Here is a 16,405-nt window from a genome sequence, read left to right as displayed (position 1 = left end):
TCGGGAAAGAGGTCAGCTGCGTTGCACGGCGGAAATGGCTTAGGTCCGGCCTGGCGTCGCTATGTGTTACGTCGATCGAAGCAACGTCGAGCAAGCCGCGTACCCGCCCGGCGGCCGCGGCTGGCGCGATGCATGCTCCCGATCAATCGTTTCGCTCGCCGAAGGAGAACACGCTTTGTCCACGCGCCTTACCTCCATTTCGTCGGCAACCGCCACAGGCGCCGCCGACGAGAGCCGCGCGGCCGGTCGCGCGCTGCGCGACGCGGTCCCGTTCGAAGCCCACGCCGCATGGAAACCTGAGCCAGACCGGCCCGATCCCGTCGAGCGCGTGCTCGCGGGCAACGCGGGGCGCCAGGAACGCCTGCTGCCGCTGCGCATGGCGCGCATGGCGGAATCGCCGTTCGCGTTCCTGCGCGGGTCGGCCACCGTGATGGCGTGGGACCTTGCCAGATCGCCGTCCATCGGCCACAACGTCATCATCGACGGTGACGCGCACATCAATAATTTCGGGCTCTTTCGCACGCCGCGTCAGGACGTCGTCTTCGATCTGAACGATTTCGACGAGACGCTCGTCGGTCCGTGGGAGTGGGACCTGAAGCGCCTGACCGCGAGCATCAACGTCGCGGCGCGCGAGAATGGAGTCAACATGCCGGGGCGCGAGCGCGCGGTGCGTTCGGCGTGCGCGGCTTATCGGACGTCGATGGAAAAGCTCTGGCGCGTGAGCCCGTACGAGCTCTGGAACATGCGATCGTATGCGAGCGCGCTGCACATCGATGCGCCGACCGTGCTCACCGACGACGAGAAGGCCACGGTCGAGAAGACCGTCGAGCGGGCGATGAAACGCTCGCACGCGACGATGCTCGCCAAGATGGCTGAGCCGGTCGGCAAGAGCTGGCGCTTCATCGTCGATCCGCCGATCCTCACGAAGCTCGACGCCGCCGAAAAGAACCATGTGATCGACGGCCTCAAGGCTTATCTGCAGACCATCGCGGGCGAGTGGCGAATCATGCTCGAACGGTACGACGTCGTCGATGTCGCGCATCGCGTGGTCGGCGTGGGAAGCGTCGGCACGCGCGCCTATCTCGTGCTCATGCTCGGCCGCGCGCTCGGCGATCCGCTCTTCATACAGGTGAAGGAAGGCATCGTACCCGCCGCCGCGCCCTTCGTGCCGCCGCTCGAAGAGCCGTATCGTCATCAGGGCAGACGTGTCGTGCATGGACAGCGGCTGATGCAGAGCTCATCCGATGCGCTGCTCGGCTGGACGACCATCGCCGGCCGCGATTTCTACGTGCGCCAGATGAAGCAGATTCGCGGCTCGATTCCGGTCGACTGGCTCCACGGCGCGACCTTCGACTTCTACGCTTGGTGCCTCGGTCTGCTGCTCGCCCGCGCGCACGCCCGCAGCGGGGACGCCGCGCTCATTTCCGGCTATTGCGGAAGCTCCGACCGGCTCGACGCCGCCTATGCGACGTGGGCCGAACGCTACGGCGCGCAGACGGTGGCGGACCACGCGGCGTTTTGCGCGGCGATCAGCGTCGGGCGCGTGAAAGCGGCTTAGCGGCCCGGCCGGTCGCGGCACGGAATCGGCGGCTGTCGGTTCGATTGACTATCATGGCGAAGCCACGCTTCGATGCACTTCTCATTGCGACGCCTCACGGCGGCGCTGTATCCATCGTTTCTAACTTCAAAAGGAGGAAGCCCGCATGAGCATGATCCAGGAATTCAAGAACTTCGCTCTCAAGGGCAACGTGATGGACCTCGCGGTCGGGGTGATCATCGGCGGTGCGTTTTCGACGATCGTGAACTCCGTCGTGAAGGATCTGATCATGCCGGTCGTCGGCCTCGCGACCGGTGGCCTCGATTTCTCCAATCTGTTCGTCCGCCTCGGCAACATACCGCCGACCTTCAAAGGCAATCCCGATTCGTACAAGGACCTGCAGACGGCGGGCGTCGCCGTGTTCGGCTACGGCTCGTTCATCACCGTGCTGATCAACTTTATCATCCTGGCGTTCATCATCTTTCTGATGGTCAAGTTCATCAACAATCTGCGCAAGCCCGAGCAGACAGCGCCGGCCGCCACGCCGGAAGACGTGCTGCTGCTGCGCGAGATTCGCGACGAACTCAAGAAATCGCCGCGCGTCTAGCCGGATATTCCCGCCTTATTGGCGCCCTGGCGCCTCGATTCGCTCACGGCTCGCGGCGCGTACAGCTTCCGTACGCGCCGCTTGGTTCGCACGCCCGCTTTTTTCTTCGCGAAGGCTATTCGCGCGGCTAGCAGCAGGTCTATTATTGAGACAGAAGTCAGATCGACACCCACAGGGGCATGCCGAGGGGATACCAGCGGGCCGCCAAGGTCATCGGCACGATTCGTGCGCGTCAGGTGCGTATCGGCAACCAGCCGGTCGCACGTCCGGACGGCCCGATTCACCGTGACCTGATCACATCGATGCGCTATAAAAGATCGACGTGCGGCACGCAAGACGGGAGTGGCCGCATGAGGACGCTGCGTTATCTGCAATTCTTTTTCAGGCGAATTTTTATGTCCTTCCCGAAAAAGCGTAGACGCGTGAAGGCCGATGGCGACGAATCGTTTCTCGCCGTGCTGCGGCATTTCAAGCCGTTCGGTCAACTGGATACCAAGATTGCACGCGCTCGCGCGCAGGACGAACCGGTGCTCTATGCGCATGTGCTGCCGGGACTCGATGTCCTGCTGTGCAGCGTGCGGGGCGCGCAGCCGCCCTATCCTGCCATCGACGAGCTGCACAGGCGCTGCGTCGAGTCCATCACGAACGCACTGGAGCAGCCGCTCGACGGACTCGAGAACGGCGGCTACTGGTACGAGGCGAATGGCTTCGGTTTTCTCGTGTTCGCAAGCCGCGCCCGCACCCAGATCCTGAGTGAATTCGGCGCCACGGCATCGGCGCGCACGCGTCGCGGCACGCGCCGTCAGGATGCCGGCGACGCGGCTTCGCGTCCGCTGCGGTAGTTCTTTCGATGGTTTGAACCGGTCGGCGCCCGTTGGCCAGGGCACGCCGCGGCGCGCTCGCGCAAATGCGTTTCTCTGGCGTGGCGCGTGACTTGCTGCAGTGCGGCTTCGGGCACATCACAAGGAGAACATCATGTCGGAACACGTCTATAAGCAGATCGAACTCACCGGCTCGTCAACGCAATCGAGCGACGACGCCGTGCGCGTCGCGCTGGCCAAGGCATCGAAGACGTTGCGCAACATGCACTGGTTCGAAGTGACGGAGACGCGCGGACACGTCGAGAACGGTCAGGTGCTGCACTGGCAGGTGACGATCAAGGTCGGCCTGCGCATCGAAGACTGAACCGGGCGTCACGCCCAGTCGCTGCAAAAACGAACCGCGCCTCGAAGGCGCGGTTTGTCGTTTGTGGTGAATCGTGCGGGCAGCCGCTTACTTCGGCAGCGAGCCGTCCACGCCTTCCACGTACCAGTTGATGCGCTGCAGTTCCGGATCGGACAGCGTCTTGCCGGCCGGCACCTTCTCCGCGCCCGACTGGTCCTTGATCGGGCCGGTGAACACGTCGCGCTTGCCCGAGTGCAACTCTTCGCGCTTCGCAGCGACGTCCTGCATCGCCTTCGCCGGGATCACGCCGCTGTTCAGGTCTTCCAGATCGACGGCCTTCTGCGGGATACCGAGCCAGACCGGATCGTTCTTCCACTTGCCGTCCATCACCTTCTGGATCACGTCGTTGTAGTACACGCCCCAGTGCGCGACGACCGAGCCGAGATGCGCGTTCGGGCCGAACTTCTTCATGTTCGAGTCCCAGCCGAACGCATAGACGTGCTTCTCGTTGGCGGTGTTGAGCGTTGCGTTCGAATCGGTGTTCTGCAGCAGCACGTCCGCGCCCTGCCCGATCAGCGTTTCCGCCGCCTGCTTTTCCTTGCCCGGATCGAACCAGCTATTGATCCAGATGACCTTCGTATGGACCTTCGGATTCACCGAACGCGCGCCCATCGTATACGCGTTGATGTTGCGCACCACTTCGGGAATCGGCACGGACGCGACGAAGCCGAGCGTGTTCGTCTTCGTCACATAGCCCGCGGCCACGCCCGCGAGGTACGCACCCTGATACATCCGCACGTCGTACGTGCCGAAGTTCTTCGCCTTCTTGAAGCCGGTCGCCGACAGGAAAACCGTGTCCGGAAAGTCCTTCGCCACCTTCAGCGCGAAGTCCTGATACCCGAAGCTGGTAGCGAAGATGATCTTGTTGCCCTTGTTCGCCAGGTCACGGAATACGCGCTCCGAATCCGCCGATTCCGGCACGTTCTCGACTCGCGTGATCTTGATCTTGTTGCCGAACTTCGCTTCCGCTTCCTTCGTGCCGGCGTCGTGCGCGAACGTCCAGCCGGCATCGCCCGGATTGCCGATATAAACGAACGCGACGCCGGGCGCATCGGCGGCATGTGCGCTCGCCGCCGCGAGCGTCGCGGACAGCGCGACCGTGGCCGCGATCGCCTTCAGTCCTGCTCTATTCATTGCGTGATTCTCCTTTTGGATGTTGTATGCAAAACAGAAAACGGTTCGCCTGAGTGTCGGCGGTCAAAAAGCGGCGGCAGGCTCGGCGGGCACGTGCCGCTTGCGAGCAACAGCGCCGCGCGTGATCGTTCGGGGCTGGTTCTGCATGTTGCGTGATGCATGCAATGACTGCATGCAAAGAAAGCATGCAAAAAACCGAACGCAAAGAACCCAGAGCCGGCGCGCATCAGCTCGCCGCGAAAAACGGCTTGCCGAGCGATGCCGGCGCGTTGAGCTTGATCGTGTTCGGGTTACGCGAGATCAGCACGAGCACGACGATCGTCGCGAGATACGGCAGCATCGCGAGGAACTGCGTGGGCACCGGCACGCCGATGGCCTGCGCGTAAAACTGCAGCGCCATCACCGCGCCGAAGAGCAGCGCGCCGATGAGCAGCCGCCCCGGCCGCCACGTCGCGAAGACGACGAGCGCGAGCGCGATCCAGCCGCGCCCCGACGTCAGTTGCTCCTGCCAGACGTGCAGATAAACGATCGAGTAGTAGCCGCCGGCGATGCCGGCCATCGCGCCGCCGAAGAGCGTCGCGCCGTAGCGCACGCCGACGACCGGAAAGCCGACCGAATGCGCGACCGCCGGCGATTCGCCGACCGAGCGCAGCACGAGCCCGGCGCGCGTCTTGTACAGAAACCAGCCGATCAGCGCGAACATCGCGAACGCGAGATAGCCGAGCGGCGTCAGCGAGAAGATTGCGGGCCCGAGCACGGGAATGCCGGAGAGTGCCGGAATCGGCATGACGTCGATACTGGCGCGCACCGCCGCCGACGTGTACGGCTTGCCGACATACGCCGAGAAACCGATGCCGAAGATCGTGAGCGACAGGCCCGTCGCGACCTGATTGGCGAGCATCGTGATGGTGAGAAAGCCGAAAAGCAGCGCCATCGCGAGTCCGGCGAACACCGAGGCGCCGATGCCTAGCCACGGGCTGCCGGTCATCGCCGTGACCGCGTAGCCGGTGACTGCGCCCATCAGCATCATTCCCTCGACGCCGAGATTGAGCACGCCCGATTTCTCCGCGACGAGTTCGCCCGCGCCCGCGAACATCAGCGGGATCGCCGCGACGACCGCACTCGATGCGAGATTGCTGGCTTGATTGATGTCCATCTGTCTCTCTCTTAAGCGACGTGATGCGCGGGCGTGCGACGCCGGATGCGGTAATTGACGAAGAGATCGCAGCCGAGCAGGCAGAACAGCAGCAGCCCCTGAAACACGCCCGCCAGCGCCTGCGGCAGTTGCAGCGACGTTTGCACCGCTTCGCCGCCGAGGTAGAGCAGCGCCATCAGCAAACTGGCGAGCACGATGCCGACCGGATGCAGCCGCCCGACGAACACCACGATGATCGCCGTGAAGCCATAGCCCGGCGACCAGCTCGCCTGAAGCTGCCCGATCGGACCGGCGACTTCGCCCATGCCTGCGAGGCCCGCGAGGCCGCCTGACAAGAGCAGCGACGTCCAGACCGTCTTCTTGTCGGAGAAGCCCGCGTAGCGCGCGGCGAGCGGCGCGAGACCGCCGACGTTCATCCGGAAGCCCGCGAAGCTCTTGCGCATGAAAAGCCACACGAGCGGGACCGCGATCGCCGCGAGAAACACCGAGGCGTTGATGCGCGTGCCCTTGAGCCAGGTCCAGTGCCAGTCGCCGTAGAGTCGCGGGAAAAGCGCATCGTCGGCGAACATCGCGGAGATCGGGAAGTTCATGCCTTCCGGGTCGCGCCAGGGGCCGCTCACCAGGTAGATCAGCAACTGGGTCGCGACATAGGTGAGCATCAGGCTCGTGAGAATCTCGTTGGTGTTGAAGCGGCTCTTGAGCAATGCGGGAATCGCGGCCCAGGCCATGCCGCCCGCGACGCCGCCCGCCATCATCAGGGGCAGCGTCCACCAGCCGGAGGCGTCGCCGGCGTGGATCGCAATGCCGCCCGCGACGATCCCGCCGAGCAGCATCTGCCCTTCCGCGCCGATGTTCCACACGTTCGCGCGATACCCGACCGCGAGCCCGAGCCCGATCAGGCACAGCGGCGACGCCTTCAGCACGAGCTCCGACCAGCCGTTCACGTTCGACAGCGGTTCGATGAAGAACGCGTGCATCGCGCGCAGCGGGTCCTGCCCGACCACGCTGAAAATCAGGAAGCCGATGACGAGCGTGGTCACCGCGGCGACCACCGGCACGGCAAGCTGCATGACGCGCGACGGCGTCGGGCGCGCTTCGAGTCGATAGGGAAAGATCATGCTTTGTGGCTCAGGGAGTCGGGTTCGGCGGCGGCCGAGCGTTTGCCGTCGAAGAGGCCTGCCATGAAGAGGCCGATTTCCTCGGCATTGGTTTCGCCCGTCGCGCGCACCGGCGAGAGCTTGCCGCGCGCGAGGACGGCGAGCCGGTCGCAGATATCGAAGAGTTCTTCGAGTTCTTCGGAAATGACGAGGATAGCGACGCCGCGCGCGGCCAGATCGAGCAATTGCTGGCGGATGAAACCCGCTGCGCCGACATCGACGCCCCAGGTCGGCTGCGCGACGACGAGCACCTTCGGCGCCTGCAGAATCTCACGCCCGACGATGAACTTCTGCAGATTCCCGCCCGAGAGACTTTGCGCGAGCGCGCCGCTGCCGCCGCACCGTACGTCGAATGCCTCGATGCAGCGGTCGGCGAATGCTTTCATCGCATTCGACCTGATCCAGCCGCCGCGCACCAGGTCCTGGCGATGCGCGGTCAGCAGGCCGTTATCGGCGAGCGACATGGCCGGCACCGCGCCGCGTCCGAGACGTTCTTCGGGTACGAACGCGAAGCCGAGCCGCCGGCGCGCGCCCGCCGTCAGACGCGCGGCGGGCGTGCCGCAGATCGCGACGGCATCGGCCCGCGCGTGACGATCGCGAATCTCGCCCGAAAGCGCGGAGAGCAACTCCGCCTGGCCGTTGCCCGAGACCCCGGCGATGCCGAAAATCTCCCCCGCCCGCACCGTGAACGATACGTTCTGCAGCGAGGTGCCGAAGGGATCGGGACTCGCCACCGACAGATCGTTGACCGCGAGCCGGACATCGCCCGGCGTATGCGCGCGCCGCGTGTAATCGGGCAGGCTGTGGCCGACCATCAGCTGCGCGAGCGACGCGTGCGTTTCGTTGCGCGGATCGACGTTGCCGGTCACGCGGCCGCCGCGCATCACGGTGGCGTTCTCGCAAAGCGACTGGATCTCGTCGAGCTTGTGGCTGATATAGAGGATGCTGCAGCCCTCCGCAGCCAGCCGGCGCAGGACCGTGAAGAGCTTCTGAACCGCTTGCGGCGTGAGGACGGACGTCGGCTCGTCCATGATGAGCAGACGGGGATTCTGCAGCAGGCATCGCACGATTTCCACGCGCTGCCGTTCGCCGACCGTCAGGCCGTGAACGTGCCGCTGCGGATCGACGTCGAGCCCATAGTCCGCCGATACCTCGCGGATGCGCTTCGACAGCGCCTTCATGTCGAACTTGTCGTCGAGCGCGAGCGCGATGTTCTCGGCGACGGTGAGCGTCTCGAACAGCGAGAAGTGCTGAAACACCATGCCGATGCCGAGCTTGCGCGCCGCAGCCGGACTGCCGATCTCGACGGCTTCGCCCTGCCAGCGAATCTCGCCTTCATCCGGACGCACCGCGCCGTAGATGATCTTCATCAGCGTGGACTTGCCCGCGCCGTTTTCGCCGAGCACGGCGTGAATCTCGCCCGGCATGACGACGAGGTTCACGCCGTCGTTCGCCCGCACGGACGGGTACTGCTTGCTGATGCCGGACAACGCCAGGCGCGGTGGCGTCATCGAATTCGAAATGGCGTCGCCCATTGAGTTCAGGAGATGCGTCCGGCCACCGAGCAGGCCGGACTGGAAAAGTTACCGCGACAGCGAACGAACCTGGGAACGTCGCGCATTTTCATGCCGCGGGCAGAATTTACAGAATTCGAGACACTAAGTCGATAACTCAAAATTATGCGCCGCTCCCCGCAGAGCCAATATTTGCGGGTTAGCCACACCTTGACGTCACGTCGGCGTCATATTAAAAATGATATGCTGCACCCCTGCATCGATCAGCCAGAACATATAGTGGAGATAACATGAGTCAGCAACGCGAGGCGATCGATACGTACTTGTTGCGCGTCTTGCACACCCTGCTGATGGAGCGCAGCGTCACCCGCGCGGCCGTCAAGCTCAATCAGTCACAACCTGCCATCAGCGCCGCGCTGCGCCGGCTGCGCGACATCACCGGCGACCCGCTACTCGTGCGCGGCAAGTCCGGCATGGTGCCGACCGAGTACGGCCTGCGCCTTCTGGAGCCGACGCAAAACGCCTTGCGCGAAATCGAGCGCATCAAGGTTCAGCAGCACAACTTCGACCCGTCAACGTCCGTTCGCTGCTATCGCATCGGCTGTCCGGACTATCTGAACGTGCTGTTCGTGCCGACCGTCGTCGAACGATTTCGCCAGGCGGCGCCGAACGCGACGCTCGAATTCCATTCGCTCGGGCCGGCATTCGACTACGAACTCGCGCTGGAGGACGGCAAGCTCGATATCGTCGTCGGCAACTGGCCGGAGCCGCCCGAACAACTGCATCTGTCGAATCTCTTCGTCAACAAGATCGTGTGTCTCGTCAGCAACACGCATCCGTTCGCCAAGCGCGGCGGCCTCACGCTCGATCAGTACCTCAACGCGCCGCATCTCGCGCCGACGCCCTACTCCGTCGGGCAACGCGGAGCAATCGACGTGCATCTCGCGCGCGAGCGGTTGAAGCGCCATGTCGTCGTCACGCTGCCTTACTTCAATCTCGCGCCTTACGTGCTGATCAAGTCAGACCTCGTCTTCACGACCACGCGCCTCTTCGCCGACCACTACGCGAAGTTTCTGCCGCTCGCGGTCGTGCCCGCGCCGCTCGATTTTCCGCCGATGCAGTATTACCAGTTGTGGCACGAGCGCTGTCATTACTCCGATGAAGTCCGCTGGCTTCGCGGTCTCGTCGCCGAAGCCACGCGCTCGCTCATCGATCAGCCCTGACGCTTTCGCGTTATCGCGCGCGGTTCGCCAGATCGCGCGCGAGCGTGTTGTGCCGCTCGACGACCGCCTGCAGGTCCACCGTCGCAAGCCGCCCCTCCTTCACGACCACTTTTCCATCGATGACGCTCGTCGCGACCTGCGACGGCGCGCAGAACACCAGCGCCGCGACGGGATCGTGCAGCGCGCCCGCGAACGCCGGTTGCGACAGGTCGAACGAGACGAAGTCCGCCGCCATGCCGGGCGCGAGCGCGCCGATGTCGTCACGGTTGAGCACTCTTGCGCCGCCGAGCGTCGCGATTTCGAGCGCTTCGCGCGCCGTCATCGCGTCGGGGCCGAAGCCGACGCGCTGCAGCAGCAGCGCCTGCCGCACTTCGGCGACCATCTGCGCGCCGTCGTTCGATGCGGAACCGTCCACGCCGAGGCCGACGGGCACGCCGGCGTCGCGCATCGCTCGGATCGGCGCGATGCCGGACGCGAGCCGCATGTTCGAGCACGGGCAGTGCGCGACGCCCGTGCCGGTGCGCGCGAAAAGTTCGATGCCCGGCTTGTCGAGTTGCACGCAGTGCGCGTGCCATACGTCGTGGCCAACCCAGCCGAGGTCCTCGGCATATTCGGCGGGCGTCATGCCGAACTTCTCGCGGCTGTACGCGACATCGTTCACGTTCTCCGCCAGATGCGTGTGCAGCGAGACGCCGTGTTCACGGGCGAGCAGCGCGCTGTCGCGCATCAATTCGCGGCTCACCGAAAAAGGCGAGCACGGCGCGACGACCACGCGCAGCATCGCGTAGCGGCCTGCGTCGTGATAGGTCTCGATGAGGCGCTGCGAGTCTTTCAGAATCGCGTCTTCCTTCTCGACGACCGAATCCGGCGGCAGGCCGCCATCTTTCTGGCCGACGCTCATGCTGCCGCGCGCCGCATGAAAGCGCATGCCGATGCCACGCGCGGCCGCGATGCTGTCGTCGAGCCGGCTGCCGTTCGGATAGATGTAGAGATGATCGCTGGATGTCGTGCAGCCGGAGAGCAGCAGTTCCGCCATCGCGGTCGTCGTCAACACGTGGATCATCTCGGGCGTGAGGTGCGCCCAGATCCTGTAGAGATTCGTGAGCCAGCCGAACAGCTCGGCGTTCTGCGCGGCCGGAATGGCGCGCGTGAGGCTCTGATACATGTGGTGATGCGTGTTGACGAGGCCCGGAATCACGAGATGGCCTTGCATGTCGAGCACGTCGTCGGCGGTTTGCGGCAGTTCGCGCGTCGGGCCGACGGCGACGATGCGGTTGTCTTCGATATAAAGCCCGCCATCGGCGATTTCGCGGCGATCCGCGTCCATCGTGACGAGCATGTGGGCGTTCTTGACTAGCAGTGTGGGCATCGATCGATTCTCCGCAGACGGTTCGAACAAGGAATGAGGACAATAAATCCCGGTTACCCAGCGTTCGATCGCCGTCTTCGGGACGCGCATGCGTGCCACTGTCCGCAGCCAAAAACATCGCCGCAATCAGTCAGCCGTCATAGTCGTCGCCAGCCGCGCGATATGTACGCGATTTTTGGCGAAGGTAGCATCGCGCTGACGAGCGCCGCATCTGTCGTCACCGGCCGCCATGCGAAACATGCGCCCGGCATTATCTTTCTTATCGCGGGCGCACGGCGCATCTCAAATTTCTACAATGCTGTACACGGCGCGCATCTGACAACGCCGACGGGTATGTAGCCACTGACGTGGAGCCTCGATCCGCCGCCGCCGCACGACTCCCCAGTGCGGACCTGGATCGATGCGCGAGCCGGACATCGCACAACACAAGGAACATGCGAATGGGCAAGCTCACCACCCACGTCCTCGACACCGCGCACGGCCGACCCGGCGCCAACATCAAAGTCGAGTTGCTCGCGCTCACCGGCGACACCCGCCGCGCGATCAAGACCACGCTCACCAACGACGACGGCCGCTGCGATTCCCCGCTGCTCGAAGGCGCGGAACTCCAGCCGGGCGAATACGAACTCGTTTTCCACGCAGGCGATTACTTCGCGGCGCTCGGCGTGCGCGTGCCCGAGCCGCGCTTCGTCGATCGCGTGGTCTTGCGCTTCGGCATCGCGGATGCGGCGGCGCACTATCACGTGCCGCTGCTCGTCTCGCCGTGGGCGTACAGCACTTATCGCGGCAGCTAATCATCAAGACCAGCACGACGTGCATATAACGAATCGGTAGTGGAGGAGTACATGGAAGGCTTTATCACCGACTGGCTCAATCTGGCCTTGCGCTGTCTGCACGTGATCGTGGCGATCGCGTGGATTGGCGAATCGTTCTACTTCGTCGCACTCGACAACAGCCTGAAACCGCCGCAGGACCCGAACGCGCGCCGGCGCGGCGTGTTCGGCGACTTCTGGCATGTGCACGGCGGCGGTTTCTATCACATGCAGAAGTACTCGGTCGCACCGCAGGACATGCCCGAAAACCTGCACTGGTCGTTCTGGCCGTCGTACACCACGTGGATGTCGGGCTTCGGTCTCTTCCTCGTGCTGTATCTGCTGTCGCCGAGCACGTATCTCATCGACAAGAACGTGCTCGACATGGGGCCGGTGGTCGCCGTGGCGTCCGCGATCGGCTTTCTGCTGGCTGGGTGGATCGTCTATGACTCGCTGTGCCGTCTGCTCGGCACGAAGGACAAGCTGCTCGGCATCTGCGTCGGCATTTACGTGCTGATCGCGGCGTTCGTCGCGTGTCACGTGTTCTCGGGCCGTGCGGCGTATCTCATTACGGGCGCGATGCTCGCGACGATCATGTCGGCCAACGTGTTCTTCGTGATCATTCCGGGGCAGCGCAAGATGGTCGCGTCGATGCTGAAGGGGGAAACGCCGAACGCGATCTACGGCAAGCGCGGCAAGCAGCGCTCGGTGCACAACACGTATTTCACGCTGCCCGTGGTCTTCGCGATGCTGTCCAATCACTACGCGATGACCTACACGCACAAGTACAACTGGGTGATCCTCGTGCTCATCATGCTGGCGGGCGCGCTGATCCGTCAGTTCTTCGTGATGCGGCATCGCGGACAGGTGCTGTGGTACATGCCCCTCGCCGGTCTCGTGCTGGTGCTCGGCGCCTTCGCCTGGACGATGCCCGCGCCGACCGTGCCTGTCGCGCAAGCCGCCGGCGCGCCGACGATCAAGGTCGCCGACATTCAGCCGATCATCCAGCAACGCTGCGCGACGTGTCACTCCGCGCATCCGTCGATGATGGGCAGCGCGCCCGCCGGCGTCGTGCTCGATACACCCGCCGAGATCAAGCAGAACGCACAGCGCGTGCACCAGCAGGCGGTGACATTGAAGGCGATGCCGCTTGGCAACGTCACGCAGATGACCGACGCCGAGCGGCAGAAGATCGCTGCGTGGTTCAGTGGGGGCGCGGTGCAGTAAGCGTCGCCGAAAGGCAATGCCCGCTCGAGACGCGGGCATTGCCGCTTGGTGCAGCGTCTGCGGCCCCGCTCCGCAACAGTGCTTGTACTTTCCCTCGCTGCCGCACGGACACGGCTCGTTGCGGCCGATCTTCCGCTCCTCGCGTCGCATCGGCATGTTGCCGACCCGTGTCCCCGGTCGGCGGGAGGGTTCGAAATAGTGATAGACGAATAGCAGGCGGGCGATCATCTCATCGATGATCCTTTCGCGTTCCGCTGAAGTCATCTCCAGACGCCCGACTCCGTCTTCTTCGAGGCCGCTCTCATCGAGTCACAAGAAGGGCGCAAGCACACCGCCATTCTTTTTATCCTCCGTCAGGGGACGCCAGCCGTCCATCCTGATCTGCATGCCGTACGTGAAACGCACCACCCAGTCGTTCGCGCGTGCGGTGCGGCCGTCGTGCTGAAGCACGATCGGATCGAAGGCGTACCCCTGCTCGCCAGCGCGCACGAACCTGTCCACGATCGTATTCCAGTGACGCATCAGCAGTACACGCATCGGCTCCGCTCGTTCGTCGGCTGCGAAGTCGATGTCCTTGCCCCCGATTAGCGGCAGATACTCGGACGGCGGCACGGCTTCCGGGCCGCGAATGTGCGCAGCGAAGAACCCGTCAACCGCTAGAGATTCATGACTTCACCGGGCGGGCTATCCAGAAAGGCCGATAGGTGATCCAGTTGGTCTTCGGTCAGAGGAGTAGTGATGTTCGAATCGTTCATCACGGTCATGCCATTGACAGTTAGTGCGCCGCGAAGTAGCGCTTCACCGCAGCGATCACCGTATCGATATCTTCGCGCGAGACATCACGATGCGTCACGAACCGCGACGCGTAAAGCATCTGCGTGAGAATGCCGCGCTCTTTGAGCCACGCTTCGAGCCGCTCGCAATGCGCTTGCGGAATCTGCGCGAATACCATGTTCGTCGCTTGCGACTGGATGACGATGCCGTCGATCTGCGCAAGCCCCGCGGCAAGACGCGCCGCGTTGTCGTGATCCTGCGCGAGTCCCGCGACGTGATGGTCCAGCGCATACAGACACGCCGCCGCGAGCAGTCCCGCCTGCCGCATGCCGCCGCCAAGCACCTTGCGCCAGCGCGCGGCGGCATCGATCAGCGCCCTGGAACCCACGAGCACCGAGCCGACCGGCGCGCCGAGTCCCTTGGAAAAACAGATGGACACCGAATCGAACGGTGCGCAGAGTTCGCTGACGGGGCGGTCCGAGGCAACCGCCGCATTGAACACGCGCGCGCCGTCCAGATGCATCGACAGTCCGCGATCGCGTGCGAGCTTCGCCGCCGCATCGACATAGGAAGACGGCAGCACTTTCCCGCCGATGGTGTTTTCCAGCGCCAGCAGCTTCGTGCGCGCGAAGTGATTGTCGATCGGCTTGATCGCCGCCGCGATCTTCTCGAGCGGCAGGGAGCCGTCGGGCGCATTCTCGATCGGTTGCGGCTGGATGCTGCCGAGCACCGCCGCGCCGCCGCCCTCGTATTTGTACGTGTGCGCCGCCTGTCCGACGATGTACTCGTCGCCGCGCGCGCAGTGCGCCATCAACGCGGCGAGATTGCTTTGCGTGCCGCTCGGAAAGAACAGGCCCGCTTCCTTGCCGGTGCGCCCGGCGAGCGTCAACTGGAGCTGAACGACGGTGGGATCGTCGCCCCAGACGTCGTCGCCGACTTCGGCGCTGCACATGGCCGCGAGCATCGCCTGGCTCGGACGGGTGACGGTATCGCTGCGCAGGTCGATCATGCGTTCGGGCATCGTGGGCATCGCTCGTGGAGAAGGAACCGCCTATGGTAGCGGGTTCTCGCATCGCAAACAAAAAAGACCGGCGTTGCGCGCGCCGGTCTTTCGGGTGATGCCTTCAGGTGGATGAACGCTAACGCAGCGCTTCATCCGTCAGCCACAGCGATTCGCTCAAGTCCTGCTCGTTGAGATTGTGCCCTTCCCCGCTGCGATCGACGACGATGAAATCGCTCACCTTGTCGAGCGCGAGCAGCGGATGATGCCACACGCCCTTCGCATAGTTCACGCCCTGCCAGCCGCGCGTGACGAAGGCGCGTATCTCCGATTCGTCGAGATCGCCCGCGGGGGCGACAACGACGAGATACGGCCGGTCGTCGAGCGGCACGAAGGCCTGGCTGCCGAGCGGATGCCGCTCAAGCATCTTCACTTCGAATGGCAGCACGCGCGGCTGTCCGCGAAACAGATTGACGATCGCGCGGCCGCCCTCGTCCGTCACGTCCACGTTGCACAGGTCGTGAAAGCGGATGGTGGTGCCGAGGTTGATCGGAATCTGCTTGGCGCCTTCGAGCTCGATCACATCGCCGAAAGGCTCGAACGCAGCGCGCGTCAGCGGTTCGATAGTGAGTTTCTTCATCATGCGAGCGTGCCGAAAAGACGCAGGCGCGACACGCCGCCGTCCGGGTAGATATTGAATCGCACGTGCGTCACCGGACCGAGCGCGGCAAGCTCGGATTCGAAGAAGTGCTGCTTGTCCATCTGCAGCTTCTGCTCGCCGAGCAGCACGGGCCAGAACATCGCCTGCGTGACGAGCGAGCTGTCCGTGCCGCCCGTGACGTGCGCGGCCTGCAGCGAGCAGCGGTCCGGGAAATTGCCCTTGAAGTGCGCGGTATCGACTTCCACCTTCTTGATGATGCCCGGCTGCGCCAGCGCGACGATGCACCAGTCGTTACCCGGCTCGCGGCGACGGCGCGTTTCCCAGCCATCGCCCATATTGACGCCGCGGCCGGGCATCAGCAGCGTCGAGGCAAGCCCGAAGTGCTGGTTGTTCGTGCCGACCATGTACGCGCCATTCTCCATCGCGGCGAGGTCGAAAAGCTCGTTGCGATCCGCGTTGCGCCAGTCGAGTTGCGGCTGGCCGTACACACGCAAACGCGCGATGCCGCCATCCGGATAGATATTCACGCGCAAGTGCGTGAACGGCTGCCCGGCGCTGACATCGAGATAGTGGTGGCTGTTGCCCTGCAGGGTCGTCGACGGCACGACTTCGGTCCACTGCGTCAACTGGTTCGGCGAGCCGTCGGCGACATGCGCGCCTTCGATCGACGCCGCCGGCGGGAAATTGCCCGTGAAGTGGCTCGTGTCGAGGTCGATGCCCTTGATCACGCCCGGCCGCGCCAGCTTGACGATGCACCAGTCATAGCCGCTCGTGCGCTTGCGGCGGGTTTCCCAGCCGTCCATCCACTTGCCGTGACCGTCGAATTTGCCGGGAATGAACACGGCCGGCTCGGCGTTCAGCATGCGTTCCTTCGGCGCGAAGAAATCGTCGCTCGCCTCGAGCGCCTGCGCGCCGAGACGCGGGTCCGCGAGGTTCACATAGCGGCGCGTGAAGTCGGGCGCGTTGGGATCGAGTGTCGGAATTGCCATTGTCTTCGTCCTTGGTTTACG

General features: G+C 64.2%; 16 protein-coding genes and 2 pseudogenes. 8 read left to right on the top strand and 10 right to left on the bottom strand.

Translation table 11 applies throughout. The annotated features are described in order from the left end of the window. Positions 1-175: 175 nt before the first annotated feature. The 4 genes from P9255_RS25420 to P9255_RS25405 all read left to right on the top strand — a co-directional run bounded on the left by P9255_RS25420 (position 176) and on the right by P9255_RS25405 (position 3,329). The gene (locus tag P9255_RS25420; protein WP_309790616.1) at positions 176-1,558 is read left to right on the top strand and encodes a DUF2252 domain-containing protein; all 1,383 of its coding nucleotides are present in this window, start codon (positions 176-178) and stop codon (positions 1,556-1,558) included. Positions 1,559-1,703: 145 nt separating this feature from the next. After that, complete coding sequence (gene mscL / locus P9255_RS25415) at positions 1,704-2,144, top strand: large conductance mechanosensitive channel protein MscL (RefSeq protein WP_309764981.1); 441 nt, start codon at positions 1,704-1,706, stop codon at positions 2,142-2,144. Between the two features lie 350 nt (positions 2,145-2,494). Beyond that, complete coding sequence (locus tag P9255_RS25410; protein WP_309764982.1) at positions 2,495-2,986, top strand: hypothetical protein; 492 nt, start codon at positions 2,495-2,497, stop codon at positions 2,984-2,986. Positions 2,987-3,119: 133 nt separating this feature from the next. Then, a complete protein-coding gene (locus P9255_RS25405) occupies positions 3,120-3,329 on the top strand; it encodes a dodecin (RefSeq protein ID WP_309764983.1) in 210 nt (69 codons plus the stop codon). 87 nt (positions 3,330-3,416) lie between these two features. On the opposite strand, the gene P9255_RS25400 is transcribed toward P9255_RS25405, so the two are convergent. The 4 genes from P9255_RS25400 to P9255_RS25385 all read right to left on the bottom strand — a co-directional run bounded on the left by P9255_RS25400 (position 3,417) and on the right by P9255_RS25385 (position 8,350). Continuing rightward, positions 3,417-4,502, bottom strand: coding sequence for a BMP family ABC transporter substrate-binding protein (locus P9255_RS25400; RefSeq protein WP_309790615.1), 1,086 nt, complete (start codon positions 4,500-4,502; stop codon positions 3,417-3,419). Between the two features lie 226 nt (positions 4,503-4,728). Further along, a complete protein-coding gene (locus P9255_RS25395) occupies positions 4,729-5,658 on the bottom strand; it encodes an ABC transporter permease (protein WP_309764985.1) in 930 nt (309 codons plus the stop codon). A gap of 11 nt (positions 5,659-5,669) precedes the next feature. Then, a complete protein-coding gene (locus P9255_RS25390; protein ID WP_309790614.1) occupies positions 5,670-6,776 on the bottom strand; it encodes an ABC transporter permease in 1,107 nt (368 codons plus the stop codon). Next, on the bottom strand, positions 6,773-8,350 hold the full coding sequence (locus P9255_RS25385) for an ABC transporter ATP-binding protein (RefSeq protein WP_309790612.1): 1,578 nt from the start codon (positions 8,348-8,350) through the stop codon (positions 6,773-6,775). The genes P9255_RS25390 and P9255_RS25385 overlap by 4 nt, the downstream gene beginning before the upstream one ends. Before the next feature lie 269 nt (positions 8,351-8,619). On the opposite strand from P9255_RS25385, the gene P9255_RS25380 reads away from it, so the two are divergent. Then, entirely contained in the window at positions 8,620-9,552 is a 933-nt protein-coding gene (locus P9255_RS25380) for a LysR substrate-binding domain-containing protein (protein ID WP_309790611.1), read from the top strand. Between the two features lie 10 nt (positions 9,553-9,562). On the opposite strand, the gene P9255_RS25375 is transcribed toward P9255_RS25380, so the two are convergent. Further along, a complete protein-coding gene (locus tag P9255_RS25375) occupies positions 9,563-10,921 on the bottom strand; it encodes an 8-oxoguanine deaminase (protein WP_309790610.1) in 1,359 nt (452 codons plus the stop codon). Positions 10,922-11,083: 162 nt separating this feature from the next. Between P9255_RS25375 and P9255_RS25370 the strand changes: the two genes are divergently transcribed. The 3 genes from P9255_RS25370 (at position 11,084) to P9255_RS25360 (ending at position 12,960) form a co-directional block, all read left to right on the top strand. Continuing rightward, positions 11,084-11,260 carry a hypothetical protein gene (locus tag P9255_RS25370; protein WP_309764990.1) on the top strand — a complete coding sequence of 59 codons (177 nt, stop codon included), beginning with the start codon at positions 11,084-11,086 and terminating at the stop codon, positions 11,258-11,260. Between the two features lie 101 nt (positions 11,261-11,361). After that, positions 11,362-11,715, top strand: a complete 354-nt coding sequence (uraH, locus tag P9255_RS25365) for a hydroxyisourate hydrolase (protein WP_309764991.1) — start codon at positions 11,362-11,364, stop codon at positions 11,713-11,715. A 51-nt stretch (positions 11,716-11,766) separates the two neighbouring features. Continuing rightward, positions 11,767-12,960, top strand: a complete 1,194-nt coding sequence (locus tag P9255_RS25360) for a urate hydroxylase PuuD (protein ID WP_309764992.1) — start codon at positions 11,767-11,769, stop codon at positions 12,958-12,960. Between the two features lie 69 nt (positions 12,961-13,029). Here the strand turns inward: P9255_RS25360 and P9255_RS27340 are convergent. The 5 genes and pseudogenes from P9255_RS27340 to alc all read right to left on the bottom strand — a co-directional run. Continuing rightward, positions 13,030-13,110, bottom strand: a pseudogene (locus P9255_RS27340) (SEC-C metal-binding domain-containing protein); the annotation flags it as partial. 159 nt (positions 13,111-13,269) lie between these two features. After that, positions 13,270-13,605, bottom strand: a pseudogene (locus P9255_RS25355) (UPF0149 family protein); the annotation flags it as partial. Between the two features lie 130 nt (positions 13,606-13,735). Then, positions 13,736-14,743 (bottom strand): low-specificity L-threonine aldolase, encoded by a 1,008-nt coding sequence (gene ltaE / locus P9255_RS25350; RefSeq protein WP_309790800.1) that lies wholly within the window; start codon positions 14,741-14,743, stop codon positions 13,736-13,738. Positions 14,744-14,873: 130 nt separating this feature from the next. After that, the gene (locus tag P9255_RS25345) at positions 14,874-15,374 is read right to left on the bottom strand and encodes an ureidoglycolate lyase (protein WP_309790799.1); all 501 of its coding nucleotides are present in this window, start codon (positions 15,372-15,374) and stop codon (positions 14,874-14,876) included. Next, entirely contained in the window at positions 15,374-16,384 is a 1,011-nt protein-coding gene (gene alc / locus P9255_RS25340) for an allantoicase (protein ID WP_309790609.1), read from the bottom strand. The genes P9255_RS25345 and alc overlap by 1 nt, the downstream gene beginning before the upstream one ends. Between the last annotated feature and the right edge of the window lie 21 nt (positions 16,385-16,405).

The organism is Caballeronia sp. LZ019 (genome assembly GCF_031450825.1).
Classification (GTDB): Bacteria; Pseudomonadota; Gammaproteobacteria; order Burkholderiales; family Burkholderiaceae; genus Caballeronia.
Note: the sequence above shows the minus strand (reverse complement) of the source record. Positions and strands in the feature narration are given on the sequence as shown.

What these genes read in the sequence shown, in the direction of transcription:
- P9255_RS25410 (WP_309764982.1), top strand. Translation starts at nt 2,495, where the DNA reads ATGAGGACGCTGCGTTATCTGCAATTCTTTTTCAGGCGAATTTTTATG.
- P9255_RS25370 (WP_309764990.1), top strand. Translation starts at nt 11,084, where the DNA reads ATGTACGCGATTTTTGGCGAAGGTAGCATCGCGCTGACGAGCGCCGCA.
- P9255_RS25380 (WP_309790611.1), top strand. Translation starts at nt 8,620, where the DNA reads ATGAGTCAGCAACGCGAGGCGATCGATACGTACTTGTTGCGCGTCTTG.
- P9255_RS25375 (WP_309790610.1), bottom strand. Translation starts at nt 10,921, where the DNA reads ATGCCCACACTGCTAGTCAAGAACGCCCACATGCTCGTCACGATGGAC.
- P9255_RS25360 (WP_309764992.1), top strand. Translation starts at nt 11,767, where the DNA reads ATGGAAGGCTTTATCACCGACTGGCTCAATCTGGCCTTGCGCTGTCTG.
- P9255_RS25400 (WP_309790615.1), bottom strand. Translation starts at nt 4,502, where the DNA reads ATGAATAGAGCAGGACTGAAGGCGATCGCGGCCACGGTCGCGCTGTCC.
- P9255_RS25385 (WP_309790612.1), bottom strand. Translation starts at nt 8,350, where the DNA reads ATGGGCGACGCCATTTCGAATTCGATGACGCCACCGCGCCTGGCGTTG.
- mscL (WP_309764981.1), top strand. Translation starts at nt 1,704, where the DNA reads ATGAGCATGATCCAGGAATTCAAGAACTTCGCTCTCAAGGGCAACGTG.
- uraH (WP_309764991.1), top strand. Translation starts at nt 11,362, where the DNA reads ATGGGCAAGCTCACCACCCACGTCCTCGACACCGCGCACGGCCGACCC.
- P9255_RS25390 (WP_309790614.1), bottom strand. Translation starts at nt 6,776, where the DNA reads ATGATCTTTCCCTATCGACTCGAAGCGCGCCCGACGCCGTCGCGCGTC.
- ltaE (WP_309790800.1), bottom strand. Translation starts at nt 14,743, where the DNA reads ATGATCGACCTGCGCAGCGATACCGTCACCCGTCCGAGCCAGGCGATG.
- P9255_RS25405 (WP_309764983.1), top strand. Translation starts at nt 3,120, where the DNA reads ATGTCGGAACACGTCTATAAGCAGATCGAACTCACCGGCTCGTCAACG.
- P9255_RS25345 (WP_309790799.1), bottom strand. Translation starts at nt 15,374, where the DNA reads ATGAAGAAACTCACTATCGAACCGCTGACGCGCGCTGCGTTCGAGCCT.
- alc (WP_309790609.1), bottom strand. Translation starts at nt 16,384, where the DNA reads ATGGCAATTCCGACACTCGATCCCAACGCGCCCGACTTCACGCGCCGC.
- P9255_RS25395 (WP_309764985.1), bottom strand. Translation starts at nt 5,658, where the DNA reads ATGGACATCAATCAAGCCAGCAATCTCGCATCGAGTGCGGTCGTCGCG.